The 26314-nt window shown below is 68.2% G+C and carries 15 protein-coding genes; 7 read left to right on the top strand and 8 right to left on the bottom strand.

Annotated features, from left to right (window positions below; translation table 11 throughout):
* Nucleotides 1–267 precede the first annotated feature (267 nt).
* Together AC4OR5_RS08005 and AC4OR5_RS08000 are read left to right on the top strand one after the other, a co-directional pair.
* On the top strand, nucleotides 268–1497 hold the full coding sequence (locus AC4OR5_RS08005) for an exonuclease SbcCD subunit D C-terminal domain-containing protein (protein WP_003141171.1): 1230 nt from the start codon (nucleotides 268–270) through the stop codon (nucleotides 1495–1497).
* A gap of 8 nt (nucleotides 1498–1505) precedes the next feature.
* Nucleotides 1506–5141 carry an AAA family ATPase gene (locus AC4OR5_RS08000; protein WP_058161155.1) on the top strand — a complete coding sequence of 1212 codons (3636 nt, stop codon included), beginning with the start codon at nucleotides 1506–1508 and terminating at the stop codon, nucleotides 5139–5141.
* A gap of 21 nt (nucleotides 5142–5162) precedes the next feature.
* On the opposite strand, the gene recD is transcribed toward AC4OR5_RS08000, so the two are convergent.
* The 5 genes from recD to AC4OR5_RS07975 form a co-directional block, all read right to left on the bottom strand.
* Entirely contained in the window at nucleotides 5163–7328 is a 2166-nt protein-coding gene (recD, locus tag AC4OR5_RS07995) for an exodeoxyribonuclease V subunit alpha (RefSeq protein WP_043103778.1), read from the bottom strand.
* A complete protein-coding gene (gene recB, locus AC4OR5_RS07990; RefSeq protein WP_034005837.1) occupies nucleotides 7325–11062 on the bottom strand; it encodes an exodeoxyribonuclease V subunit beta in 3738 nt (1245 codons plus the stop codon). The genes recD and recB overlap by 4 nt, the downstream gene beginning before the upstream one ends.
* Nucleotides 11059–14574 (bottom strand): exodeoxyribonuclease V subunit gamma, encoded by a 3516-nt coding sequence (gene recC / locus AC4OR5_RS07985; RefSeq protein ID WP_058161154.1) that lies wholly within the window; start codon nucleotides 14572–14574, stop codon nucleotides 11059–11061. Before recC ends, recB begins: the two co-directional genes overlap by 4 nt.
* Before the next feature lie 40 nt (nucleotides 14575–14614).
* A complete protein-coding gene (locus tag AC4OR5_RS07980; RefSeq protein ID WP_003110110.1) occupies nucleotides 14615–15298 on the bottom strand; it encodes a lipoate--protein ligase family protein in 684 nt (227 codons plus the stop codon).
* 112 nt (nucleotides 15299–15410) lie between these two features.
* Nucleotides 15411–16301 (bottom strand): DMT family transporter, encoded by an 891-nt coding sequence (locus tag AC4OR5_RS07975; RefSeq protein ID WP_058161152.1) that lies wholly within the window; start codon nucleotides 16299–16301, stop codon nucleotides 15411–15413.
* A gap of 99 nt (nucleotides 16302–16400) precedes the next feature.
* On the opposite strand from AC4OR5_RS07975, the gene AC4OR5_RS07970 reads away from it, so the two are divergent.
* Nucleotides 16401–17204 carry an AraC family transcriptional regulator gene (locus tag AC4OR5_RS07970; RefSeq protein ID WP_003141179.1) on the top strand — a complete coding sequence of 268 codons (804 nt, stop codon included), beginning with the start codon at nucleotides 16401–16403 and terminating at the stop codon, nucleotides 17202–17204.
* Nucleotides 17205–17258: 54 nt separating this feature from the next.
* A complete protein-coding gene (gene chrA / locus AC4OR5_RS07965; protein WP_058161150.1) occupies nucleotides 17259–18464 on the top strand; it encodes a chromate efflux transporter in 1206 nt (401 codons plus the stop codon).
* Here the strand turns inward: chrA and AC4OR5_RS07960 are convergent.
* Nucleotides 18461–20077, bottom strand: coding sequence for a methyl-accepting chemotaxis protein (locus AC4OR5_RS07960; protein ID WP_003093807.1), 1617 nt, complete (start codon nucleotides 20075–20077; stop codon nucleotides 18461–18463). The two genes, chrA and AC4OR5_RS07960, sit on opposite strands and share 4 nt — an antisense overlap.
* Before the next feature lie 430 nt (nucleotides 20078–20507).
* On the opposite strand from AC4OR5_RS07960, the gene AC4OR5_RS07955 reads away from it, so the two are divergent.
* Nucleotides 20508–20759 carry a hypothetical protein gene (locus AC4OR5_RS07955; protein ID WP_009315976.1) on the top strand — a complete coding sequence of 84 codons (252 nt, stop codon included), beginning with the start codon at nucleotides 20508–20510 and terminating at the stop codon, nucleotides 20757–20759.
* 143 nt (nucleotides 20760–20902) lie between these two features.
* Complete coding sequence (locus tag AC4OR5_RS07950; protein WP_003093821.1) at nucleotides 20903–22372, top strand: inorganic phosphate transporter; 1470 nt, start codon at nucleotides 20903–20905, stop codon at nucleotides 22370–22372.
* 71 nt (nucleotides 22373–22443) lie between these two features.
* Here the strand turns inward: AC4OR5_RS07950 and pprA are convergent, their stop codons facing one another.
* Nucleotides 22444–25215, bottom strand: a complete 2772-nt coding sequence (gene pprA / locus AC4OR5_RS07945; protein ID WP_058161148.1) for a two-component system sensor histidine kinase PprA — start codon at nucleotides 25213–25215, stop codon at nucleotides 22444–22446.
* 9 nt (nucleotides 25216–25224) lie between these two features.
* Entirely contained in the window at nucleotides 25225–25731 is a 507-nt protein-coding gene (locus tag AC4OR5_RS07940) for a TadE/TadG family type IV pilus assembly protein (protein WP_003120840.1), read from the bottom strand.
* A 63-nt stretch (nucleotides 25732–25794) separates the two neighbouring features.
* Between AC4OR5_RS07940 and fppA the strand changes: the two genes are divergently transcribed.
* The gene (gene fppA / locus AC4OR5_RS07935; RefSeq protein ID WP_058156979.1) at nucleotides 25795–26277 is read left to right on the top strand and encodes a type 4b pilus Flp prepilin peptidase; all 483 of its coding nucleotides are present in this window, start codon (nucleotides 25795–25797) and stop codon (nucleotides 26275–26277) included.
* Nucleotides 26278–26314 lie beyond the last annotated feature (37 nt).

The raw sequence follows: 26314 nt of genomic DNA, 5'->3' as shown, positions 1-26314 counted from the left end.
CTGCCGGAGCGCTTCACCACCCCTCGGAGAGAATCCGTAAATCCTTGATTTTCAAGCATTTACTCTTCGTCGTCGCCGGGAGTGGTGCGCATTATAGGGAGATAGAAACTGGCGTCAACACTTATTTGAAACTTTTTAACCCAAAGGTCAGGAAGCCCAGAGGACGCCCCATTCCTCCTTTTATAGGCTGGCTTGCCCCGCCCTCTCCTTCTGTTGCCTCATATAAGGAATGCGAGCCACGGCTCCGCCGCTTTCGACGAGTGTTCCATGCGCCTCATACATACCTCCGACTGGCACCTGGGTCAGACCCTGCACGGCCAGGACCGCGATCATGAACACGCGCGCTTCCTCGACTGGCTGCTGCGCCAGCTGGAAGAGCAGCGCGCCGATGTCCTGCTGATCGCGGGCGATATCTTCGACACGATCAATCCACCGCTCAAAGCCCAGGAGCGCCTCTACGACTTCATCGTCAGCGCCCATCGACGGCTGCCGCGGCTGGAGATCGTGATGATCGCAGGCAACCACGACTCCGGCGCGCGCATCGAACTGCCCGCTCCGCTGATGAAACGACTGAACGCCCATGCCATTGGCCGGATCGGCTGGATAGACGAAAGCCTCGATAGCGATCGCCTGCTGCTGCCCCTGCACGACGCGGATGGCCAGGTCGCCGCCTGGTGCCTGGCCCTGCCCTTCCTGCGTCCCGCCGAAGTCACCGGAGGCGGGCTCGGCGACGATTACCTGGCCGGTATCCGCCAGGTGCACGAACGCCTGGTTGCCGCCGCGCAAGCCCGTCGCACGCCGGGACAGGCACTGGTCGCCGTCAGCCACGCACACATGGCCGGCGGCTCGGTTTCCGAAGACTCCGAGCGAAACCTGATCATCGGCAACGTCGAAGCGCTGCCCGCCAGCCTGTTTCCGGAGCAGATCGCCTACGTAGCCCTCGGTCATCTGCACAAGCCACAGAAAGTCGCCGGACAGGAGCGCATTCGCTATAGCGGCTCGCCGCTGCCGCTGTCCTTCGCCGAAGTGAACTATCGCCACCAGGTCCTCCTCGTCACCCTGGAAGGTGAGCGCCTGAAGGATGTACAGAGTCTCCCGGTGCCACGCGCGGTGGAACTGTTGCGCATCGGCCCCGCGCCTCTTGGCGAGGTGCTCGATCGAATCGGCGAACTGGCCGAGGCCGACCTGCTGAACGAACAGCGGCCCTGGCTGGAGGTCCGCGTCATGCTGGATCAGCCGCAACCAGACCTGCGCCAGCAGGTCGAGAGCGCCTTGCAGGGCAAGGCTTGCCGCCTGGTGCGCATCGCCAGCGAATACCAGCGCCGCGACGAAGAACAGGCGCCGCTGCTTGGGCTCGACCAACTCACCCCCCAGGAACTGTTCAGCCGCGCCTGGGAAAGCGCCTATGGCTCCGGCCCGGATGCGCAGGCGTTGGATGACTTCGCCAGCCTGCTGCAAAGCGTCGAACTGGCCACTGAAGAGCCCCCGGGGAAATAAGCCGCTCCATGAAGATTCTCGCCATCCGCCTGAAGAACCTCGCCTCCCTCGCTGGCGAGCAGGAAATCGACTTCACCCGCGAACCGCTGTCCAGCGCCGGCCTGTTCGCCATCACCGGCCCGACCGGCGCCGGCAAGAGCACCGTGCTGGACGCCCTGTGCCTGGCCCTGTTCGGCAGCACGCCGCGGCTGGAAAGCACTTCGGCCAGCAGCAAGGTTCCCGATGGCCGGAACGAGCTGTCCAGCAACGACGAACGCAACCTGCTGCGCCGCGGTTGCGCCAGCGGCTACGCCGAAGTGGATTTCGTCGGCATCGACGGCCACCGCTATCGCGCCCGCTGGGAAACCCGGCGCTCCCGGGACAAGGCGGACGGCGCCTTGCAAAAGAGCCAGCAGAGCCTCCAGGACCTGGAGACCCAGCAAATGCTGGCAGCGAACAAGAAAAGCGAGTTCCGCGAACAGCTGGAGCAGAAGCTCGGCCTCAATTTCGCCCAGTTCACTCGCGCCGTGCTGCTGGCCCAGAGCGAATTCAGCGCCTTCCTCAAGGCCAGCGACAACGACCGCGGCGCATTGCTGGAGAAACTCACCGACACCGGCCTGTACAGCCAATTGAGCAAAGCCGCCTACCAGCGCGCCAGCCAGGCCGACGAGCAGCGCAAGCAACTCGAGCAACGCCTGGAAGGCAGCCTGCCCCTGGCCGAGCAGGCCCGGGCCGGGCTCGAGGCGGCGCTGGAATCCCACGCCCAGGCGCGTCTCCAGGAGCAACAGGCCCTGCAGCGCCTGGAAGGCCAGCAACAATGGTTCACCGAGGAGCAGCGGCTGCTGCAATCCTGCGAGCACGCACAAGGCCAACTGGCCGAGGCCAGGCAGGCCTGGGACGCCCTGGCGACGGAGCGGGAAACCCTGCAATGGCTGGAGCGTCTGGCTCCGGTTCGCGGACTGATCGAACGCCTGAAGCAACTCGAGCAGGAACTCCGGCACTCCGAGCAGCAGCAGCGGCAGCGCACCGAGCAGCAAGCCGCGGGCGCCGAGCGCTTGCAAGGATTGCAGGCCCGCGTGCAGGAGGCGCGCGAGCGCCAGGCCCAGGCCGACGACCATCTGCGTCAGGCCCAGGCGCCGTTGCGCGAGGCTTTCCAGCTGGAGAGCGAGGCCAGGCGCCTGGAGCGAACGCTGGCCGAGCGACAGGAACTCCATCGGCAATCGAACCAGCGCCACGCCCAGCAAAGCGACGCCGCTCGGCAACTGGATATGGAGCAGCAGCGCCATGTCGCGGAACAGGCGCAACTGCAGGCGGCATTGCGCGACAGCCAGGCTCTCGCCGCGCTCGGCGACGCCTGGGCGACCCACCAGGGCCAGCTCGCCGCCTTCGTGCAACGTCGCCAGCGCGCGCTCGAAAGCCAGGCGCAGCTCCCCGAGCTGGAAAAATCCCTGGCCCAGGCCGGGGAACCGCTCGAGCGCTTGCAGGCGCAGTGGACCGCCCTCCATGGCAGCGAGCCGGACGACCTGGCGGCACGCCTGGACGAATTGCGCCGGCAGACCGATAGCCTGGAACGACAACAAGCGCTCCACAAGGAATGGCAACAGGCCCTCGACCAACGCACCGGCCTGGCTCGACGCCTGGGCGAACTCGACCAGCGTATGGTCGAGCAGGAGCAGGCATTGCTCGACCTGAAACGACAAGGCAGCCAATGCGCCGAGCAGGTGAAGGCGGCGGAGCAGGCCCTGCAGGTCACCCGCGAGTTGCTCCAGCGCCAGCGTCTGGCCCGCAGCGCCAGCGTCGAGCAACTGCGCGCCGGCCTGGTGGACGGCGAGGCCTGTCCGGTCTGCGGCAGCCAGGAGCATCCCTATCACCAGTCCGAGCAACTGCTCGCCGCGCTCGGTGAACACGACGACCAGGAGCAGGTCCGCGCCGAGCAGGCCCTCGAGCGGCTGCGACAGACCCTGGTCGGTCTGCGCGAGGGCTATTCCAGCCAGCGGGAAAGACTCAACCAGAGTCGCCATGAGCAGCAGGAACTGACTGGCCAACTGGCCGCGCTCGATCGGCAACTGGAGCAATGGACGCTGCCGGAAGAACTGCGACTCCTGCAGCCGTCCGCGCAGTTGGAGTGGCTGGCACAACGCCTGGACGACCTGGCAGGGCAGCGCCAGCAGCGCCAACGAGACTTCGACCGGCTGATCGCCCGCCAGCGCCAGACCCAGCAATTGCAGCAGGAACTGCGGGCCGCCGAGACGATCCTCCAACAGCGTCAGCAGGCGCTGACGGAACAACGGCAGCGCTACGAACATTTGCAGCAGCAGGTCGAGGAGGACAGCCAGCAATTGCGTCCATTGCTCTCCGACGAGCACTGGCAGCGCTGGCAGGCAGATCCGCTGCGGACTTTCCAGGCCCTCGGCGAGTCCATCGAGCAACGCCGGCAGCAACAGGCGCGGCTTCAGCAGGTCGAACAGCGTCTGCAGGACCTCAAGCAGCGCTGCGATGAATCGAGCTGGCAACTGAAGCAAAGCGACGAGCAACGCAACGAAGCCCGCCAGGCAGAGGAAAGGGCCCAGGCGGAACTCGCCGAGCTGAACGGATGCCTCGGCGCTCACCTGGGCCAGCACGCCTGCGCCCAGGACTGGCAACTATCGCTGGAGCACGCCGCGCAAGCGGCGCAGAGCGCTGTCGAGACGCTCCAGGCGCCCCTGGATTCGCTGCGCGAGGAACAACTGCGACTCGCCGAAGCCCTGGAACACCTGCAGCAGCAACGCCAGCGCCAACAGGAGGAGTTCCAGCGCCTGCAGGCCGACTGGCAGGTCTGGCGCGAACGCCAGGACAACCTCGACGACAGCCGCCTCGACGCCCTGCTCGGCCTTTCCGAGGAACAGGCGACGCAATGGCGGGAGCAATTGCAGCGACTGCAAGAGGAGATCACCCGCCAGCAGACGCTGGAAGCGGAGCGCCAGGCGCAACTGCTCCAGCATCGCCGGCAGCGGCCGGAAACCGACCGCGAGGCGCTGGAAGACAGCCTGCGGCAACAGCGCGAACGCCTGGCCGCCAGCGAACAGGCCTACCTGGATACCTACAGCCAGTTGCAGGCCGACAACCAGCGCCGCGAGCAGAGCCAGGCGCTGCTTGCCGAACTGGAGCGAGCCCGCGCCGAGTTCCGCAGATGGGGCCGCCTGAACGAACTGATCGGTTCGTCCAGCGGCGACAAGTTCCGCCGCATCGCCCAGGGCTACAACCTCGACCTGCTGGTGCAGCACAGCAACGTGCAGTTGCGCCAGTTGGCGCGGCGCTACCGCCTGCAGCGCGGCGGCAGCGAGCTGGGCCTGCTGGTGGTGGACACCGAGATGGGCGACGAACTGCGCTCGGTGTATTCGCTCTCCGGCGGCGAGACCTTCCTGATTTCCCTGGCCCTGGCGCTCGGCCTGGCCTCGATGGCATCGAGCAAGCTGCGCATCGAGTCGCTGTTCATCGACGAAGGCTTCGGCAGCCTCGACCCGGAATCCCTGCAACTGGCGATGGATGCCCTGGACAACCTGCAGGCCCAGGGGCGCAAGGTGGCGGTGATTTCCCACGTCCAGGAAATGCACGAACGGATCCCGGTCCAGGTGCGGGTCCAGCGCGAGGGCAACGGCATGAGCAGCCTGAAGGTGGTCGGCTGAGCCGACCGCCCGGGCGGCACGTCAGAACGGCAGCTCGGTCTGTTCACCCGGAGCATGCGGCGGCTGCTCTTCCCTTTCCGGCCGCAGATGCAGCATCAGCCCGCTGAGCCGGCGTACCTTGCGCCGCACTGCTTCCTCGAACACCCCAGGCAGGCTTTCCACCAGGCTGAACCAGTCGCGGGCGCGGGTGATACCGGTGTACACCAGCTCCTTGGTCAGCACCGGGTTCAGCGCGTCCGGCAGGACCAGCGCGGTATGGGCGAACTCCGAACCCTGCGACTTGTGCACGGTCATGGCGAACACGGTGTCCACCTCGACCAGGCGGCTCGGCAGGACGAAGCGCACGCCGCCGCTACCGTCGTTGCGCGGGAAGGCCACGCGCAGCGCGAAGCGCAGGCTGCCGTCGTCGTTGCGCTCGGGCAGGCGCAGGGCGATGCCGATATCGCCGTTCATCAGCCCCAGGCTGTAGTCGTTGCGCGTCACCAGTACCGGCCGCCCCTCGTACCAGCCGTGATCGGCCTCGATCAGGCCAAGGCGCAGCAGTTCTGCCGCCACCCGCTGGTTCAGTCCTTCCACGCCCCATGGGCCGCGGCGCAGCGCGCAGAGCAGGCGGAAGGCGTCGAAAGCCGTCAGTACCGACTGCGCCCAGCGCTCCCAGGCGCCATCCTCCAGCGCCAGTCCGGCGGCCGGGCGGCCCTCGGCCAGGCGTTGCAGGTAGTGCCGGTAGCCGTACGGCGTGCCCGGCGCCTGCGGATGACCGTCGACGAACAGCCGGGCGAAGGCTGCATCGCGCTCCCCGCGCAGGCGCAGGTCGAAGAGGTCGGCGGGCGGACGGTCCAGCAGCGCGCGCGCGTCGCCGGCCTGTTGCCGGTTGACCAACCGCGCCAGGCGCCCAATCCCGCTGCTCGCGCCGAAGCGCCGGGAATGCCGCAGCATGACGGTCTGTTGCGCCAGCGGATGCGCCTGCGCCGAACCTTCGCGCAAGCCCTGCCAGGTTTCGCCGCTGACCCGCTGCAACCAGGCGCGGGTCTCGGCGCTGTACCAGCCCTCCTCGGCATCCCGGCAGAGATCGCCGAGCACCGCGCCGGCCTCTACCGAGGCCAACTGGTCCTTGTCGCCGAGCAGAATCAGGCGCGCCTGCGGCGGTAGCGCATCGAGCAGGCTGGCCATCATTTCCAGGTCGATCATCGAGGCCTCGTCCACCACCAGCACGTCCAGCGCCAAAGGGTTGTCCCGGTGGTGGCGGAAGTGCCGGGTATCCGGACGGCTGCCAAGCAGACGGTGCAGGGTAGTAACCTCGGCGGGGATCGCCTGCAACACGTCTTCCGCCAGCGGCAGGGCCCGGACCTGCTGGCCGATGGATTCGGAGAGACGCGCCGCGGCCTTGCCGGTGGGCGCCGCGAGGCGGATGCGCAGCGGCTGGCCGGCGGCTACCGCCGGTGCCTGGAGCAGACCGAGCAGGCGCACCACGGTGGTGGTCTTGCCGGTACCGGGACCGCCGGTGATCAGGCTGAAATAGCCGCGGGCCGCCAGGGCACAGGCCAGCTTCTGCCAGTCGGTGACGCGCTGGCCGTCTTCCGTCGGCGCCTGCGCGAACAGCGTGGCCAGGCGCGGCGCCAGGTCTGCGGCCAGGGGCGCCTGCCGACCCAGGCGCTCGCGCAGGGCCAGAGCGATCTCCAGCTCGTGCCGCCAGTAACGACGCAGGTAGAGACGCTGAGCGCAAAGCACCAGCGGCGAGGTCGCCGTCTCGCTCGGCTCGGGATCGCCTGGGCGCTCGTCGACCACCTCCACCAGCGATGACGCCGCCAGGGCCTCGCGCCAGGCGTCGAGGCGCACGCCACGCAGCAGTTGCGACGGCAGCAGCACATCGCGGCCTTCGTCGCCTTCCGGCGGCAGCGACAGTGCCGCGTCAGGCGCGCCGAGGGTCGCCTCCAGGTCCAGGCAGACGTGCCCGTGGCCCAGTTGGTGGCTGGTCAGCGCTGCCGCCAGCAGCACCCGGGGATCGGCCTGCGGCTGCAACTCGACGAGGAAGGCGACGAACGCCCGGTCCAGCGCCCGTAGCCAGCCGCGCGCCACCCACAGGTCGAGCTGGCGCAGCAGGTCGTGGCGTACCGCCAGCGGTTGCGCTACCTGGTCGTCGCGGCCATCGCGGACTTCGCCGGCCAGTTGCTTGAGGGTCGGATTCATCGCTCGGCTCCCGGCTGGCCGCTGAACAGCGCGTCCAGGCGTTCGATCAGTTCCCGCGGCGGGCGCTCGAAGTGCAGGCCCTGGGTCGCCGCGCGGGCGCCGCGGAGGAACAGGTACACGGCGCCGCCCATGTGGCGGTCGTAGTCGTAGTCGGGCAGGCGCGCCTTCAACTGCCGGTGCAGGGCCAGCAGGTACAACACGTACTGCAGGTCATAACGGTTCTCCAGCACCGCGGCGGTCATCGCTTCCGGGCTGTAGGCGCCATCGTCGGCGCCCAGCCAGTTGGACTTGTAGTCGGCCACGTAGAAACGCCCCTGGTGCTCGAAGACCAGGTCGACGAAGCCCTTGAACATGCCATTCAGCAGGGTCGGCGCCAGCGTCGGACGCGCCGCGCCGCCAAGGGTATGGCGCCGGACCAGGGCGTCGATCGCCTCGGCCTGGACCTGGTGGGTGGCGAACCAGAACTCCATTTCCACCTGGTAGGCGACCAGCCCGGCCAGGCTGGTTTCGCCACCGGGCCAGCGCAGCGGTTCGGCGAGATACTGTTCCAGCCACAGATCGAGCGGTTCGGCCCAGTCCTTCCAGCCCCGCAGGTCGCAGCGTCGCGCGACCAGTTCGCGGCGCCGCTGGGCATCGGCGCGCGCCACATCGAAGCCTTCGCGGCCGGCCCATTCGAGCAGCCCGTGGAGGAAGGTGCCGGGAGCCGGTCCGCGCGGGAAGCGATGCAGGTCGTCGCGCATCTCGCTGGCGTGCGCGACCGGCGGCTGTTCGGCGGAACGGCCTTCTTCGTGGAAGGTGGCTTCCTCGGCGCTGATCGGCTCCTGCGATTCGTCGCTCTCCAACGCCTCGTCATCGTCCAGCCCGGCGGAGGCCTGCAATTGCAGGCCGGAATAGCTGGCGACCCACCACTTCTCGCGGCTGCTGCGGCGGGTTTCGCGGGCCTGCCCAAGGCCCTGGCCGCGCCCTGCGACATAGCGTTCGGCGTCCGCCTCGGGGGCCGGCTCGACGACGATCTCCCGGCACTCGCCGCGCAGCGCGGCGAGGCATTGTCCGAGGCCATCGCTGCCGATGGTCGCGCCGCCGGCAAGCAGGTAGCCCAGGGCCCCCTTGTGCAACTCCGGCGACTTGCTGTTGCTCGCCACCAGCGGCGCGATGCCCAGCCACACCGAATGGCGGGCGCGGGTCAGGGCCACGTAGAGCAGGCGCATGTCTTCGCCGAGGCGCTCGTCGTTGGCCTGCTCGTAGGCCCGCGCAGCCTGCTCCTTGCGCCGCGCCAGCTCGATGACCCGCCCTGCAACGCCATCCTCGTGGAAACTTGCCGGCGCGCCGCTGTTGCCGTCCAGCTCCCTCCAGCTGCAGATGAAGGGCAGCAGCACCAAGGGGTATTCCAGCCCCTTGGACTTGTGGATGGTCACCACCTTGATCAGGTCGGCGTCGCTTTCCAGGCGGAGGATCTCTTCGCTCCCCGGACTCTGCACCTGCTCGGCCAGATGGCGAATCAGCGCGTGCTCGCCGTCCAGCTCCACCGCCGCGCGCTGCAGCCACTCGGCCAGGTGCAGCAGGTTGGTCAGGCTGCGCTCGCCATCGGCATGCCGCAGCAGGCGCGCCGGCAGTTCGAAGTCGGCGAGCAGGCGCCGCAGCATCGGCAATACGCCCTGGGCCTGCCAGGACCGGCGATAGTCGCGGAAGCGCAGGACCATCCGTTCCCAGAACAGTTCGTCCTGGTTCAATCGTTCCAGGGTCGCCCAGTCCAGGTGCAGGCTGCGGGTAGCCAGGGCGACCCGCAGCAGCGCATCGGCACCGGGATCGGCGCAGGCGCGCAGCCAGTGCAGCAGGTCGGCGGCCTCCTGGCTGTCGAACACCGAGTCGCGGTCGGACAGGTAGACGCTGGCCAGACGCCGCGCCGCCAACGCGCTACGAATCGCCTCGGCCTCGGCGCGACCGCGGACGAGGATGGCGATATCCGCCGGGCGCAACGCCCGCCAGCCGCCCTGCTCGTCGGCGAAGCCGGCGCGGCCCAGGTCGGCCAGGCTCAGCCAGCGGCGGATGGCGCTGGCGCTGCGCTCGGCCATTTCCTGGCGATACGCCGCGGAGCCGAGCACGCCGGCTTCGGCGTCAAGGTTCCAGAACGTCATCGCCGGCGCCTCGGCACCGTCGATCAACAAACGTTCGGCGCGCCCCTGGGCGTCCACCGCATGGAACGGCACCGGGTTTTCCAGCCCCTCGCGGGCGAAACGGAAGGCGCCGCGCGGATGCTCTTCGGCGAAGGCGAAGCAGCGGTTGGCGGCCGCCACCATGGCGGCGGTCGAGCGGAAGTTCTTGCCGAGGGTGTAATGCCGCCCGCGAGTGGCCTCGCGGGCGCGCAGGTAGGTATGGATGTCGGCACCGCGGAAGGCGTAGATCGCCTGCTTGGGGTCGCCGATCATGAACAGGCCGGTCTCCCGCGCCTGGGGCTCGCCGGGATCGGCGGCGATCCGGTAGATACGCTCGAAGATCCGGTACTGCACCGGGTCGGTATCCTGGAACTCGTCGATCAGCGCCACCGGGAACTGCTCGCGGATCAATTGCGCCAGGCGCTCGCCACCAGGCCCCTGCAAGGCGCGGTCGAGGCGGCTGAGCAGGTCGTCGAAGCCGATCTCGGCACGCCGCTGCTTCTCGACCTCCAGTTCGCGCCCGACTTCGCCCAGCGCGTGCAACAACAGGTGGGGAGCGAGATCGGGACGCTCTTCCTGATGCGCGGCCCAGGCGTCGATGGCCCTTAGCGCGGCATGCTCGGGCGCCACGCGCTTGGCGGTGAGCTTGATCCGGGTCTGGCCGAACTTGCCCAGGTTGGCCGGCTGCTCGCCGCCCTCGCTCCAGTCCGCCAACGCTTGCAGCCAGGCGTCGAAGGTCTCGTCGCTGTCCTTGCCGCGATAGCTGTTGCCGTTCAGGTAGGGACGCAGGTCGCGCAGCAGCGCTTCCAGTTCGACGCGCGCTGCGCGCCAGGCGGCGCGGGCCTGCGCGTCCAGTTGGTCGAGCTGGCGATACCAGTCGCCGCCCTGCTCCAGCAAGGCTGCCAGTGACTCGGGCGCACTCAGCGCCTGGTCGGCGTAGCGGAAGTCGGCGTCCTGCCGCGCCAGCAGCGGCTGCAAGGCCTTGCCCAGCGCCTCCGGCCCACTGTAGCAACTGGCCACGGCTTGCGCCGCCGGAGCCGTCAGGCCGTAGAAGTTGCGCCGCCAGTAGTCCCGCACCACTTCGGCGAGCAATTCGCTCTGGTCGGTTTCCAGGTTCTGGGTGAACAGGCTGCCGCTGTCGAAGGCGTGCTCGCGCAGCATCCGGTAGCACCAACTGTGGATGGTCGATACCGCGGCCTCGTCCATCCACTCCGCGGCCAGGCGCAGCAGGCGCGCGCAGCCCGGCCAGCGCTCGGTGGGATACTGCTGGCGCAACGCGACCAGCAGGCCGTCGTGGCGCTCCTGCGGCTCGGCGAAACAACGCGCCGCTTCGCCCAGGCGGCTGCGGATACGCTCGCGGAGTTCCTGGGTCGCCGCATCGGTGAAGGTCACCACGAGGATTTCCGGCGGGCTCAGCGGCCGGCCGAAAGCGCTCTCGCCGCCATGGTCGAGGACCAGGCGTACGTATAGCAGGGCGATGGTGAACGTCTTGCCGGTACCGGCGCTGGCCTCGATCAGGCGGCTGCCGTGCAACGGGAAATCCAGCGGATCGAGGGCCACGGGCATCTGCTGCTGGCTCATGCCTGCTCCTCCGCGCCACGCCCCAGGGCAGCCAGCAGCGGCGCGTAGAGCTGCTCGGCCCAGTGCGCGAACTCACCGCTGGCGAGCAGCCGGTCGAAGTCCGGATAGACCCGAGCCAGCGCCGGCGAGGCGTCCACCTCGCCCCCCATGCCGAACCCTCCCTCGTAGCGCTTGCGCGCCTCGCGCATGGCTTTCTCGGGCTCTGCGGCGCCACCACTGGCGAGCCAGGCGAAAGCGGTCCGGCAGGCCACCGGCAACGGCTGGCGCATGCCCTGGCGCCAGGCGTCGATCAACTGGTCGAGGTACTCGCCGGCGCGCTCGCTCGGCAACGGCGGAATCTCCAGGGTGCCGGTCTGGCTCACGAGCACGCTGCTCACCGGCTGGCCGAGACGTTGCAGGGCGAGGTGCTGCAACCAGTGGCGTACCAGGCTGTGCCACTTGAAGCTGCGCCCCTCATGGAGCTTGCCGCTGAGCAATTGCAGGCGCGCCAGGCGCCCGGAAGCGTCGCGACGCAAGCCGCCGAGCCAGTCCTCCAGCTCCAGCCCGGACGAATGGCGATGGCGCAACTCCTGCTGCTGCTCGACCGCCTCCGGCCAGCGCTCGATTTCCTGGCGGTAGCGCCAGAGCAGGTCGGGCAGCGGTTGCAGCAAATGGCGCGCGGAGAACTCGCCGAACGCCGCCAGCGGCAGGCGACCCTGTCGCCGCAGTCGCTCGACCTGGGCCTGCAACTGCGCCGGCAGGTCCTCGGCATTCCAGTCCCGCTCGACCCAGCGCTTCATGCGTTCGGTCAGCTCGAATTGCAGCTTCCAGTTATCCAGCGCGTCCAGTTCGAAAGGCTCTTCGTCGTTGCCGGTCAATTGCTCGTCGTCGAAACGCACCTTGAGCCGCTGCTGGAAGAACGCATTCACCGGGTTGGCGATGAACTCCGCCAGCGCTCGCAGCCCCAGCGCGCCCTCCAGCTCCAGCGGCGCCAGGGGCGCTTCGGCGTCGGGAACGCCGATCTCGTCCTCGCGATGGACCTCGCGCCACTCGCGGGCGTAGGTGAACAGGCCATCGACGCCCTGCTCCGGCGCATCGTGAAAATACCGGCGGCTGAACGGCTGCAGCGGATGCTCCTGGGTCAGGGCACGCAGCAGCGCCTCGCCGTCGCCGTCCGGATCCAGGCGCCAGCCGGCCGCCAGGTGATCGCGCAACTGGCCGATCAGCACCGAGGGCGGCCGCTCGCCATTGTCGCGGATACTCCGCCCCACCCAGCTCACGTAGAGTTGCTCGCGCGCCGAGAGCAGCGCCTCGAGCAGCAGGTAGCGGTCGTCCTCGCGCCGCGAGCGGTCGCCGGGGCGGTAGTCGTTGCGCATCAGGTCGAAATCCAGCGGCGACTGCTGGCGGGGGTAGTCGCCATCGTTCATGCCAAGCAGGCAGACCAGCCGGAACGGGATCGCGCGCATCGGCATCAACGTGCAGAAACTCACCGCGCCAGCCAGGAAGCGCTGGTTCAGGCCGCCCTGGTCCAGGCCGCCGAGCCAGGCCTCGCGTATCACGCTGATCGGCAGCGGCTCGGCGAAGGCCGCACAGGCGCAGTGTTCCTGCCAGCGCTCGAGCAGTTGCAGGAGCTGGGTGAGGAGCAGTTCGTCGCGCTCGTCGTGGGCCTCGAAGAACACCGTGAGCAGGGCCTGCAGGCGCTCACCCCACTGCGCCGGGGTGGCCGGTTCGGCCAGCTCCGCGTAGGCCACCTCGAGGCGCTCCAGCAGCACAGCCAGCGGGCCTGCCAGGGCGGCGTCCAGGCCACCGACCTCATCGTAGGGCTGGATGCCTTGCAGGGCCGCGCCTTCGCCGACCGCGTAGCCGAGCAGCATGCGCCGCAGACCGAAGCGCCAACTGTTGCCCTCCAGTCCCGCTGGCAGGCCGAGACGCTCGCGCTGCGCGGCATCCAGCCCCCAGCGCACGCCGGCGCCTTCGATCCAGCGGTGCAGGGTCGCCAGGTCGGCCTCGTCGACGCCGAAACGCCGGCGCAATGCCGGGACGTCCAGCAGGTCGAGGATCTCGCTCACGGCGAAACGGCTGTCGGGCAGTTTCAGCAGGTGCTCCAGGGCGATCAGCAGCGGCTCGCGACCGCGCTGTCCCTGGTCGGCCAGGGTATAGGGAATGAAGCGCTGGTCGTCGCGCGGCACCTGGCCGAACACCGCCTCGATGTGCGGTGCGTAGGCGTTGATGTCGGGGACCATGACGATCACGTCGCGCGGCTTCAGGCTCGGATCGGCGTTGAAGCGGGCGAGCAACTGGTCGTGGAGGATCTCCACTTCGCGCTGCGCGCTGTGGGCCACATGGAAGCGGATCGAGGCGTCGCTCCGCGGCGCCACCGGCGGCCAGTGCTCGCGGGTTTCCGCCAACGGGCGCAGTTCGAGGATATCGTCCTGCAACTGGCCGAGCAGCCCGTGCGGGGCCTCCTCGCTGAACAGGTCGATGCGCCCGCCGTTGACCTCGCCGAACAGGTTCCGATAGCTGTCCGGGTCGTCGTAGCTGTCGAGCAGGTTGATGTAGTCGCGGCCCTGCTTGCCCCAGGCCGCCAGCAACGGCTGGGCATGCTGGTGCTGGCGGTCCTCGTCGAGGTCGGCGGGGACGCCGGCGCGGCGCTGCTGGCGGCGGTACTCGTGGCGCAACAGGTCCTTGTCGGCGACGATGTCGGCCCAGTGGTGGCGACAGGGGTTGTGCACGCAGAGCAGCACCTGGCTGAACCTGGCCAGGGCGGCCAGCGCCTCGAGGGTCTGCGCCGGCATCGAGGAAATCCCGAACACCACTACTCGTCGCGGCAACGCGCGCGGCGCCGCGCTGGCGAAGCGCAGCGCCTCGATGAAGCGCCGGTGCACGCCGGAGCGGCTGCGGGCCAGGCTATCGGCACCGACGTCGGCGAGCAGCGCGCGCCACAATTCGGCCTGCCAGCGCTCGTCGGCACCGAGCGGGCGCGCCTGCCCGTTCGCCGTGCGCAACTGGTCGCGGCCCTGGCTCCAGTCGTCGAGCCAGTCGCCGCGATAGACCTGGTACTGGTCGAACAGGTCGGCCAGGCGCTCGGCCAGTTGATGACGCTTGCGCAGGTCGGCATCGTCGGCGAGGAAACGTTGCAGGGTGCGGAACTCGGGACGCTCCAGCAATCCGGGAAGCAGACGCATCAGGCGCCAGGTCAGCGGCGCCTTGTCCAGTTCGGAAACCTCGGGAATGCTTTCGCGGCCCAGCACCGCGCGATAGGCCTGCCAGAGGAACTGCGCCGGCAACTGCACCTCCAACGCCGCGGCGATGCCGCCACCGCCGCCACCGTCCTCGCGGGGATCTTCGGCCAATGCCAGCTTCAACCATTGGGCGATGCCGTTGCTGTGCACCAGGACCCGCTCGCTTTCCAGCGGCGCCAGCGGATAGCGGCGCATCCAGGAAACGGCGAGGTCGCGCAGGTCGTCCAGGCGATTGCCGTGGACGATCATGAATCCGGGCGTGAGGGCGGTGGTTCCCAAGGGTTCTGGCATCGGTACGGCTATTCCTGGCGCAAGGCTCTGGCGAAAGAGGTCAGGATCGGGCGGCGACGAAGCGTCGTTCCAGTTCGAGGCTGTCGGCCATGCGGAAATCGCTCCAGCGCTCGCTCAGGCCGAGATGGCTGTCCGCCTGGCAATCCGGGGCACTGGCGCAACGGCGGGTGAAGGTGTTGACCACCTCGACCATCTCCTCGCGCTCGGCGCCGACCAGCAGCGCCGCGTGCGCCAGCACCACCGGCCGGCCGGCGCCGTTGCGCCGCCAGCGTTGTGCGGTCCCGGCGAGCTTGCGCCCATCCAGGGTGACATTGTAGCGGCCGTCGCAGAAGGAACCGGCCACGGCGCCCACGCCGGCGTCCAGGCCGCGCTCGCGGAGCCAGTCGCAGATCGGCTGGCACAGCCGCAGGTAGGCGGTTTCGATACGGGTCTGCTCGTTGTCGCCGGGCCCCAGCGCATAGGACAGGGCGATGTTCAGCACGCCCGGCGATTGCGGCACCGGCTCGCCGCCGGTATCGCGCAGCAGCACCGGCCAGCCGCGTTCGGCGACCGCTGCGCTGGCCGGCGCGAACCCTTCCAGGCGCTCCATCCGGCGCGGCATGACCAGCGCCCGATCGCACGGCTGCCAGAGCAACAGGCCATGCTCGCGGGCACCGCCACACACCTCGTCGAGCAGGGCGCGCTCGGCGTCCAGCCCATCCTGCACGGAAAACACTTCGACCACGATTCTTCCTCTTCCAGGCTGGCACGGCTCGGCTCCCACGCGGGGAGCGCTGCCTATGATAGCCAGTGGCGGCGCCTCCGTGCGCCGTAATCGCGAGGAAGTTGCCGGGAAATCAGCAGGTTGCCGAGCGCAGGCGGGCCGGGCGGCGCTGCCAGAACTCGGCCAGCAGGACCCCGGCCAGGGTCAGCGCGCCGCCGACCAGGTGATGGACGGTCAGGCGCTCGCCGAGCACCAGGGTGGCGATGCAGGCGGTGATGATCGGCAGCAGGTTGAAGAACAGCGCCATCCGGCTCGGCCCGAGACGGGCGACACCGTGCATCCAGGCCAGCGCGGCGACGATCGAGGCGAACAGCGCGGCGTACAGCACCAGCGGCAGGTTGGCGGCGTTCAGGCCGGTGCGCGGCGACAGCAGGTACAGCGGCAGCAGGGCGAGGATCGCCACCAGCACCTGCAGGTAGAGCAGTTGCATGGCCGGCAGCTTCAGGCTCCATTTCTTCAGCAGCACGCTGTACACCGCATAGGCCAGGGTGGCGACGATCATCATCGCGTCGCCGAGGTTCACTCCATGCTCCAGCAAAGCGCCGAGATGGCCCTGGGAAATCACCAGCACCACGCCGGCCAGCGACACCAGCGCGCCGAGCAGCGCCCCGGCGTTCAGCCGGTGGGCCAGGATGCTGCTGGCCAGGCCCAGCGACATCAGGGGCATCAGCGACAGGATGATGCCCATGTTGGTGGCGCTGGTCAGCGCCGCCGCGTAGTAGGCCAGGCTCTGGTAGACGGCCATGCCGAGCAGGCCGAGGACCACGAACCTGCCGAGGTTGGCGAGGATGTAGCGGCGGTTGCGCAGCACCGGGCCGAGCATGAAGGGCGTCAGCGCCAGGCCGACCAGCAGCCAGCGGAAGAAACCGATCTCGGCGGGCTGGATGATCCCCACGGCGAGCTTGTTGACGACGGTGTTGCCGGCCCAGATGAACACGGCCAGCAGGGGAAACAGGTATTGCATGGGGGTTCCGCACTATGAAAAAGGAATACGCGGCCATTCTGAGCCAGTCCGAATACAGACGTATAATGAATTCCAGACAAACCACCCGTAGGTTCGGACATGTCGACCACCACCCTGCTGCGCCTTCCCGATCTCCAGGGGCAGTCTTTCGACGTCTATTTCCGCTATGACGAGTTCGGCGCCGACACCCATTCGCCGCCGCACACCCACGCCTGGGGCCAGCTCAACTATGCAGCCCATGGCGTGATGCAGCTGGAGATCGACGGCCAGCGCTTCCTCTCGCCTCCGCAATACGCGGTATGGATACCACCGGAGCGGGTGCACAGCTGCTACAACAGCCAGGCCATCGTCTACCGCTCGCTGTACCTCTCCGCCGAACTGTCACGACGCCTGCCGGCGACACCCTGCACCCTGGCGATCAGCGCGATCCTCAAGGCAATCCTCTCGGACTTCGCCGAGCGCGGGGTCAACCTGCCGACCTCGGCGCAGGACCTGCGCCTGGCCCGGGTCGTCATGGACCAGTTGGAATGCGCCCAGCCCCACGACGACTACCTGCCCTACAGCCGTACCCCGGCGCTGCGCGAGGTGCTCGACGCACTGCAGGCCGAGCCGGGCGACAACCGCTCGCTGGCGCAATGGGCGCAGCAGGTGCACAGCACCGAGCGAACCCTGGCCCGACACTGCCAGCGCGAACTGGGCATGACCTTCGGCGAATGGCGCCAACGCCTGCGCTTCCTCGCGGCCATCGAGGCGCTGGAAGCCGGCAGGGGGATCCAGCAGATCGCCTTCGACCTCGGCTACAGCAGCCCCTCGGCGTTCATCTCGATGTTCCGCCGGCTGGCCGGCACCACGCCGGAACAATACCGCCTGGCCAGCCGCGCCCAGGACATGCCGATGCTGTAACCCGCCGTGCATGCGATGCGGCTATGCTCGCAGCAGCCGCCATCCGGAGTTCGCATGCCAACCGCCAGCCGCCATCCCGACACTGCCCTCGCGGTGTTCCTCGCCTTCCTCAAGCTGGGCTGCAGCGCCTTCGGCGGGCCCATCGCCCACCTCGGCTATTTCCGCGACGAGTTCGTCCGCCGCCGCGGCTGGCTGAGCGAAAGCAGCTACGCCGACCTGGTCGCCCTCTGCCAGTTCCTCCCCGGCCCCGCCAGCAGCCAGGTCGGCATGGCCCTCGGCCTGGCCCGCTGCGGCTACCCCGGCGCCCTCGCCGCCTGGCTCGGTTTCACCCTGCCCTCGGCGCTGCTGCTGGTACTCTTCGCTCTCGGTCTGGGACGCTGGGGCGCGCTGTTGCCCGAGGGCGTGCTGCATGGCCTGAAGATCGCCGCGGTGGCGGTGGTGGCCCAGGCGGTCTGGGGCATGGGCCGCAGCCTGTGTCCGGATCGCCCGCGCCTGGCGCTGATGGCGCTGTCCTGCGCGAGCGTGCTGGCCTGGCCCACGGCCTGGGCCCAGGTCGCGGTGATCGCCGGTGCCGGCCTGGCCGGCCTCGCCCTGTTGAAAACGGAAGCCGGGGAAGGCCACGAGCGGCTGCCGAACGCCATTGGCTACCGCGGCGCGCTGCTGCTCCTCGCCCTGTTCGCCGTGCTGCTGGTCTGCCTGCCGCTGGCCGCGCGCCTCTGGCCGGAACACTGGCTGCGCCTGCTCGATGCGTTCTACCGGGCCGGCTCGCTGGTGTTCGGCGGCGGCCATGTGGTGCTGCCGCTGCTACAGGCGGAAGTGGTGCCCAACGGCTGGGTCGACGGCGATACCTTCCTCGCCGGCTACGCGGCCGCCCAGGCGGTACCGGGCCCGCTCTTCACCTTCGCCGCGTTCCTCGGCGCAGCCTCGGGCCCGGCGCCGAACGGCTGGAGCGGCGCGCTGCTGTGCCTGCTGGCGATCTTCCTGCCGTCGTTCCTGCTGGTCGCCGGTGCCTTGCCATTCTGGGAACGCCTGCGCCACGAACGCCGGGTACGGGCAACGCTGGCCGGGGTCAACGCGGCGGTGGTCGGCCTACTGCTGGCGGCGCTGTACCAGCCGCTCTGGACCGAAGGCATCCTGCGCCCGGCCGACTTCGCCCTGCTGCTCTTCGCCCTGCTGGCCCTGCTCGCCTGGAAGACGCCACCCTGGCAAGTGGTGCTCGCCTGCGCCGTGGCCGGCGGCCTGATCGCCGCAGCCGGCTAGCCGTTTAAGGCCAGGCTCAGCCCCTGCGCCGCCGGCGCGGCCGCCTTGCCCGGCTCCGCGCCCTCCGGCCGATAGCCGAGGCGCAGGCCGCCCCAGTGCTTGCCGTGGATGAAGATCGGCACCGAAAGATCGTGCATCAGCTCGCCGGTGTCACGGGTGTAGGTCTGTAGCAACAGCGGCTGCTGGTGGCTGCCGCAGCGAATCCCGGTGCGGTCGTTGAACAGGCGCTTGCTGCGGCTGCGCAACGCGTCCGTCTGCGGGTCGCCGCTGGGCGGATGGGCGAAGGCGCGATTGTGGGTGGGCACGTAGCCTTCGGGAGTACAGGCGATGGCGAATACCAGGTTGCGGTTGCGCTCCAGCAACTGCTCCTGGATGCCCGGCAGGACCTGGTCGGTGTAGCTGTCGAAGCGGGTCCGGTACTTGGTCGGCTGGGTATTGGGCAACGGCTGGTAGCTGCGGTCGAACAGGTCGTCGAGGTCGATGCGCCCGCTGCGCACGTCCTCCTCGAAGCGAGCGGCGATAGCCGCCGCGCCCTCCCGGGCGAGGTCGTAGACCGACTGGTGGTAGGCGTCCAGGCTGACCTCGGCGAGGCGCTCGCTGATCACCTCGGCCTGGTTCTCCAACTGGCTGGCGGCTTCGCCGAGGCGCAGGGTCTGTTCCTCGCTGGCGCTGAGGTCGCCGCGCACTTGCTCGACCGCGGCGAACAGGCTGGCGAGTTGGCTGCGGTTGATCTCGGCGCCCTGGGCGATCTCGGTAATCTGGCTCTCCACCCCGGCCGCCAGTTCGGCAATGCCTTCCAGTTGCCGACCGGTCAGCTCGACCTGGCCGACCCCTTCGCCCAACTCTTCGGAAAGCTGGCGGATCTGCTCGACCACCTCGCTGGTCTGGCGCTGGATCTCGGCGACCATCTGGCCGACTTCCTCGGTGGCCTCGGCGGTACGTCCGGCCAGGCCGCGCACCTCTTCGGCAACCACCGCGAAGCCGCGCCCGTGCTCGCCGGCGCGGGCCGCCTCGATGGCCGCGTTGAGGGCCAGTAGGTTGGTCTGGCTGGCGATGCCCTGGATCACCAGGGTGACCCGCTGGATGTCCTCGCTGCGCTGGTTCAGCGCCTCGATCGCCTCGCGGCTGGCGCCCATCCGCTCGCTGAGCCGATGCATGCGCTCGATGGTCGAGGCCAGCAGCACCTGGCCCTCGTCGCTGCCGGCGCGCGCCCGGGTGGCGGCGTCCATGGCCTGGCGCGCCAGATTGGAGGTGGCGCGCTCGGTGTGGATCATCACTTCGGCGCTGCCGACGATCTGTTCGGCGGCGTCGAGCTGGGATTGCAGCTTCTCCGCCAGGCGCTTCACCGAGAACGCCACGCCGGCGGCCGACAAGGCGTTCTGGCTGGTGTTATGGGACAGGTCGCGAGCCAGCCGGGCGATGTCGGGCTCGCCGACGGTCGCCACCGCTGTGCGGTTGCCGGGAAGCAGCCAGGGCAACCAGAGCAGCGCCACGCCGAGCGGCAGTGCCAGGTACAGCGGCAGCCAGCCATGCCGGGCGCCGACCAGCAGGAGAACCAGGGCCAGGCTCTGCAACAGGCAGACGAAGAGGATGCGGGAACGAGCGGGCTGCATGAGTAAATCTCCGGCCTCCGGGGCGTTGCGTCATGACCCTGGGGTCGGACGGGCGGCGGGGCTTCTTTATTTGACTTGTAGTCCGGTTTGTAGCCCGCCCCCGGAAGCGCCGCCATCGTTCCTTAGTGGTATGGCCAATGGCTGGCATTCGACTAGCGCAGGCCGCGACGAAAAGCGGAGAACGCCCCATCCGCGTCGGCCAGGCCTTGATCCATGGGGGCTTCACCGCATTTCCAGGGGACGCTCGAAGAACTTCCGTCCTGCCGTCCGTCGGCCGACACCGTATGACAAGCCCGGAGCCCACGTTATAATTCCGCGCCCATTTACAGCCGGTAGCGGTCGACTAGACTCCCAACCGGCGCTGGCCGGACCCCGCTTCCGCCCAGCCTGGTCGCTATCGGGCCCGCTCTTTTTGGACTCAGGACCACCCGTGACGAAAGACGAATTGCGTGCCGCGCTGGCGCGCGAGGAACAGCGTTACAAGGACGTGTACGGCGGCGAAGTGACGCTTTATGCCGCCCAGCCGGAACCCGACCGCAAGCCCTGGCGCAAGCGCCCAACCGTTCAGGATCAGGCGTTCGACAGAGAACTGCAGAAGATCGAAGAAGAGCGTCTCAAGGCCGGGCAGGAAGCAGCGAACCCCATTCCATTTACCTCCAACCGACAGGAGAGCGACGGATAACGAAGCGTTTCAATCTGTTTCGTTTTTCCCGCAAAGCCCGATGCGACGGGGCGTTGCCCGCGACAATGGCAACCTTCCGGAGTTCCAGACGGATAAAAACGCATCTGGCATAATCGCCGCCCCGTCTCTGACCGGTTTCTCACATGTTCGATCTTTTCAGCGGGCTCGATGCCTGGGTGGGTATCAGCCTGGTGCTGGCCCTGGCCTTCGTCCTCACCTTCGAGTTCATCAACGGCTTCCACGACACTGCCAACGCGGTGGCCACCGTCATCTACACCAAAGCGATGTCCCCCTACCGGGCGGTGATGCTCTCCGGTGTGTTCAACTTCCTCGGCGTACTGCTCGGCGGTGTCGGCGTGGCCTACGCCATCGTTCACCTGCTGCCGGTGGAGCTGCTGATCAACGTGAACACCGGCCATGGCCTGGCGATGGTCTTCTCCCTGCTCGCCGCCGCCATCGCCTGGAACCTCGGCACCTGGTACTTCGGCATCCCGGCCTCCAGCTCGCACACCCTGATCGGCTCGATCCTCGGTGTCGGCCTGGCCAATGCGCTGATCACCGACGTGCCGCTGGCCGAAGGGATCAACTGGCAGAAGGCGATCGACATCGGCCTGTCGCTGATCTTCTCGCCGCTGGCCGGCTTCATGGTCGCCGCGCTGGTCCTGCTCGGACTGAAGTGGTGGCGTCCGCTGTCGAAGATGCACAAGACCCCGGAAACCCGTCGCGAACTCGACGAGAAGAAGCACCCGCCGTTCTGGAACCGCCTGGTGCTGGTGCTTTCCGCCATGGCGGTGAGCTTCGTCCATGGCTCCAACGACGGCCAGAAGGGTATCGGCCTGATCATGCTGGTACTGATCGGCATCGTCCCGGCCAAGTTCGTCCTCGACCTGAACAGCACCACCTACCAGATCGAGCGCACCCGCGACGCCGCCCTGCACCTCAGCCAGTTCTACCAGCGCCACACCGATACCCTCGGCGACATGCTGGCCCTGGGCAAGAGCAATGGCAGCGAGATGCCGCAGTTCTACCGCTGCGATCCGAAACAGACCGAGCCGACCATCAACGCGCTGCTTCGCGACCTGCGCGGCGTGCCCAGCTACAACGACCTGGACGCCGACGAGCGCGTGCAGGTGCGTCGCTACCTGCTGTGCCTGGACGACACCGCGAAGAAGGTCGGCAAGCTGTCCGACCTGCCGGCGCGGGAGAAGGCCGACCTGGAGAAGCTACGCAAGGACCTGACCGCGACCACCGAATACGCGCCGTTCTGGGTCATCATCGCGGTGGCCCTGGCTCTCGGCATCGGCACCATGGTCGGCTGGAAGCGCGTGGTGCTCACCGTCGGCGAGAAGATCGGCAAGCAGGGCATGACCTACGCCCAGGGCATGAGCGCGCAGATCACCGCCGCCGCCGCCATCGGCATGGCCAACATCTACAGCCTGCCGGTGTCCACCACCCACGTGCTGTCCTCCGGCGTGGCCGGGACCATGGTGGCGAACAAGAGCGGCCTGCACGGCGGCACCGTGCGCAACATCCTGATGGCCTGGGTGCTCACCCTGCCGACTTCGATGGCGCTGTCCGCCGGTCTGTTCTGGCTGGCCTCGCAATTCATCTGAGCCGCCTCGCCGGTTGAAAAAACGCCTGCTTGTCCGCAGGCGTTTTTTTTCCTGCCGCGCTCCCGCCGACGTCATCCGTCCGCCTCGGCGGGCAGCGCCGCCAGCGGCAAGCGAACCACGAACAACGCACCCTCCCCCTGGTTGGCCGCCGTCAGGCTACCGCCCATGTTGCGCACCAGATCGTGGCTGACCGAAAGACCCAGGCCGGTACCCTTGCCCTCCGCCTTGGTGGTGAAGAAGGGTTCGAATATCCGCTCCAGCAGGAGCGGTTCGATCCCACCGCCGTTGTCGTGCACGTGCAATTCGACCCAGCCCGGTTCGCGGCAGGCCACCTGCTCCAGGCGAATGCGCCGGCTGGCCAGGTCAAGATTGCCGAGCAGGGCATCGCGGGCGTTGGCGAGCAGGTTGATGATCACCTGCTCCAACTGGTCCGCCTGCCCTCGCACCACCATCCGCTGCGTCGGCGCCGGGCACTCCACCTCGATGGCGTGCTGACGCAGCCCCTCGCCGAGCAGGCCCAGGGCGCCTTCGAAGGCGGTATAGGGGTCGAACGGCAGCGCCTCCAGCGCCGACTTGCGGCTGAACACGCCGAGGTGGCTGACCAGGCGGTCGACGCGCAGGACCTGGGCATCCATGCGCTCCAGTTTCTCGCCCAGGTAGTCGCCGTCGAGGCCGACGCTGTTCATCCGCTGGCGCATGTTGAACAGGGTCATGCGCAGCACGTGCAGCGGCTGCTTCACCTCGTGGGCGAGGCCGCTGACCATCTCCCCCAGGCTGGCCATCTTGGCGCCTTGCGCCAGTTGCTGCTGGGCCCGGCGCACCGGCGTGTTGTCGCGCCCCACCGCCTGTACCTCGCACAATTCGCCACGGGCGTCGAACAACGGCCGCTCGGCCCACACCAGCCAGAGAAAACGTTGCCCCGGCAGGTTGAAGCGCAGCTCCGGCACCTCGCTGGCGCCCTCCCGCGGCGAGCCCAGCAGACGCGCGCGCAAGGCGCTGGCGTCTTCCGCCGCCAGCCACTCGTCGAGCCGGCGACCGACCAGGCGCTCCGGGCTGGTCGCGAGGCTATCGGCGAAGGTCCGGTTCACGTAGGTCAGCACCAGGTCGGCGGTATAGCGACAGATCAGCGCCGGCGAATCCTCCACCAGGACCCGGTAGCGTTCCTCGCTCTCGGCGATACGCTGTGCCGCCAGGTGCTGCTCGGTCACGTCCAGCCACAGGCCCACCGCCTCGCTGGGCAGGCCCTGGGCATCGCGCAGCAGCTTGGCTTCGTCGTAGAGCCAGTGCCAGTTGCCCTGGCCATCGGCGAGGCGATAGCGGGTCTTCACCCGGCCCTCGCGAAGCAACTCGCGGCCACGGGCGAAAAAGGCCTCCAGGTCGTCCGGATGCACCCGTTCGGCGAGCGCCTGCCAACTCTGTCCCTGCAAGTCGAGGCCGAGCAGGTTGCTCGCGCTTTCGCTGTAGAACTCCGGCACCAGGTGCCCCTGCTCGACCCGCTGGACGTAGATCACCACCGGCGCGCTGTCGATCAGGCTGCGCAGCCGCGCGTGGGCCGCCTGTGCCCGTTCCTCCTGGCGCCGGCCTTCGCTGATGTCGAGCAGCACGCCGGACAACCCCAGGGCACTGCCGCGTCCCAGCGGCCGGCCCTCGATGCGCAGCCAGCGGCGCTCGCCGCGGCTATCCGGCTGACGCAGGCAAAGGTCCTGGGCCAGCGCCTGGCCGCTGCGCAGGCTGGCACGCAGGCGCAGGCCGAGCTCGTCGGCGTCCGCCGGTTGCAGCAGGCCCTGCAGGTGTTCCAGCGGCACCCGACGATACTCGCCGGTCAACCCCAGGCTGTCGTGCAAGGCCGGCGCCAGTTCGAAGAGTTCCTGCTCCGCCCAGTAACGCCACCAGCCGCCGCCGATCATCTCCTGCAACAGCCCCAGCTTGCGCGAACTGTCGTGCTGCTCGTGGAGTTCGCAGCGGTCCGCCACCTGGTTCGCCAGCAGTTCCGCGAGGTATTGCCAGTCCTGCGGCGCGGGCCCCTGGGCGAGCTGCTCCAGCGACATCGGCCGCACCAGCAATGCCCCCAGGCGGCCACCGCGCATCGCCGCCGGCACCAGGTAGAGCGCGTCCTCGCCGATCTGCCGGAGCAGCGTCGAGGCGCCTTCGCCACGGCGTAGCAAGCGCGCCCCCGCCCCTTCGCGCAGGTCGTCGTCGGCGAGTTGCAGGGTCGGTCGCAGCAAACTGTCGCTGCCAGGCCGCACATGACTGGCGAAGACCGTGCAGAAACCCTTGCCGTCGCCCAGCAGCAGGGCGATAGCCTGCATCTGGAACGCGCCGGAGAGCGATTCGAGAATCTCCTGGACCGCCTCCGCCAGGTGCCCGTGGGAGACATGGCGCAGACGCGAAAGGATCAGCTTGCCCAGGCTCAGGCTCTGCAACTGGTGCTGCTGGCTGTCGGACTGCCAGTTGAGGTCGGAGATGTCCATGCCCAGCAGCAGGGAGCGTCCCAGGCCGTCGAGCGGCTGCATCGGCTGGAAACGACAGGTCAATGGCGCGGCGGCATCGCTGCGCAGCGTCAGGTCGAGACGCTCGCCCCGGCGCAGGCCGGCCAGCGTCGGCGCACCGGGGGCGCGCCGCTCCAGATACTCGGCGAAAGGCCGCGGCTGTTCGCCAAGCCCATGGGCGCACTGCAGACGATACGCCTGCCGCCCGCCGACCCGGATCACGCGGTCCTGTTCGTCCATCTCGAAACACAGGTCCCAACTCCTCAGCGAAGCGCTCCAGAGGGAGGGGCCTTCCTGCGAAAAGGGTTCCGGCCTCTCGGCCTCGGCGGACGACGAGCGGGAAAATTCGAACATGCGACCACCTCACAGCAACAGGTTGGCACTCGCCTTCAGCGTCTGCGGCAGGTTGGGAATCGCGCCGATGCCGGGGAAGCTCAGCACGGGGATGATCGCCTTGCCCGGATCGCCGTACGGGTACTGCACGCAGACCTCGATCCGCGACGTGGCGCTGACGTAGTCGGCGTACTGGCCATTACCGGCACAAGGCTGGAGGTTCGCCCGCCAGGCCGCCGGCATCCAGTCCAGGCGTGCGAGCAACTCGTCCCTGGCACGGGCTTCGGCGAGGCTCTCGTAGCCCGCATCGGAGGGATCGACAGCGATCGCCGCACGAGCCCCCACGGCAGCGGCATCGTTGAACGACTGCAACATGAGCAAAGGAATGCTGTAGCTGATCAGGCCGTAGACCAGCGCGAAAAACAGCAGGAAGATCGCTGTGAATTCGATGGCGACGGCGCCGTGCTGGCGTCGCCGGGAAGCTTTTCCGAGCATGAGCTGACATCCCCGATCCGCATCCTTAATACTAGTCGTCATTCGCTCCGCCAACGTTACTGAAAAGGTATTAATCCAGATGTCGAAAAAAGGCTGAAGAACAGGATGGAGCAATTAGCACTGGCCTTGTGGGCAAGCGTTTGCGGATATCAGGACATCAAACGTTTGCGCGTCTCCAACTGGCTTATCCTGGGCGGATTTCTTATTTCCTTTGTTTATTTATATGTGAAAGAGTCAAGCCTGACCGGCGCTACGGTTAATATGGCAATGACCGCACTTTTTATAGGCGTCTGCCTCAGCCTTCCCGGCTACCTTCTCGGCAGGCTCGGCGCTGCCGACGTCAAGTACCTGGCCGCACTGGGGCTGGCCAGCGACCCACTTACGGTGCTCTATAGCCTGGCCTTCGGCTGCCTGCTGTGCATCGCTCTATTCATCCTCGTAAAATTATTCAAACGTTCGGTAGAAAAGCCCGCAATGAATGAAGAAGTTCGCCTTCGAAGGGCACCGTCAAAAAACAAGTCATTCCCTTTTATATTTGCCATGGGCGCCGGCCTTTTGGCACATCTGATTATCAGTAAAATTATCTGAGTAAACTTGCGGAAAACCTCACTTAGCGACTATATGC

The sequence above is a fragment of the Pseudomonas sp. YA1 genome, from assembly GCF_058680555.1.
This window is presented reverse-complemented; position numbering and strand designations above follow the sequence as displayed.

What these genes read in the sequence shown, in the direction of transcription:
- recB (WP_034005837.1), bottom strand. Translation starts at nt 11,062, where the DNA reads ATGAGCCAGCAGCAGATGCCCGTGGCCCTCGATCCGCTGGATTTCCCG.
- AC4OR5_RS07950 (WP_003093821.1), top strand. Translation starts at nt 20,903, where the DNA reads ATGTTCGATCTTTTCAGCGGGCTCGATGCCTGGGTGGGTATCAGCCTG.
- chrA (WP_058161150.1), top strand. Translation starts at nt 17,259, where the DNA reads ATGCCAACCGCCAGCCGCCATCCCGACACTGCCCTCGCGGTGTTCCTC.
- recD (WP_043103778.1), bottom strand. Translation starts at nt 7,328, where the DNA reads ATGAATCCGACCCTCAAGCAACTGGCCGGCGAAGTCCGCGATGGCCGC.
- AC4OR5_RS07975 (WP_058161152.1), bottom strand. Translation starts at nt 16,301, where the DNA reads ATGCAATACCTGTTTCCCCTGCTGGCCGTGTTCATCTGGGCCGGCAAC.
- pprA (WP_058161148.1), bottom strand. Translation starts at nt 25,215, where the DNA reads ATGTTCGAATTTTCCCGCTCGTCGTCCGCCGAGGCCGAGAGGCCGGAA.
- AC4OR5_RS07940 (WP_003120840.1), bottom strand. Translation starts at nt 25,731, where the DNA reads ATGACGACTAGTATTAAGGATGCGGATCGGGGATGTCAGCTCATGCTC.
- AC4OR5_RS07970 (WP_003141179.1), top strand. Translation starts at nt 16,401, where the DNA reads ATGTCGACCACCACCCTGCTGCGCCTTCCCGATCTCCAGGGGCAGTCT.
- fppA (WP_058156979.1), top strand. Translation starts at nt 25,795, where the DNA reads ATGGAGCAATTAGCACTGGCCTTGTGGGCAAGCGTTTGCGGATATCAG.
- AC4OR5_RS08000 (WP_058161155.1), top strand. Translation starts at nt 1,506, where the DNA reads ATGAAGATTCTCGCCATCCGCCTGAAGAACCTCGCCTCCCTCGCTGGC.
- AC4OR5_RS08005 (WP_003141171.1), top strand. Translation starts at nt 268, where the DNA reads ATGCGCCTCATACATACCTCCGACTGGCACCTGGGTCAGACCCTGCAC.
- recC (WP_058161154.1), bottom strand. Translation starts at nt 14,574, where the DNA reads ATGCCAGAACCCTTGGGAACCACCGCCCTCACGCCCGGATTCATGATC.
- AC4OR5_RS07960 (WP_003093807.1), bottom strand. Translation starts at nt 20,077, where the DNA reads ATGCAGCCCGCTCGTTCCCGCATCCTCTTCGTCTGCCTGTTGCAGAGC.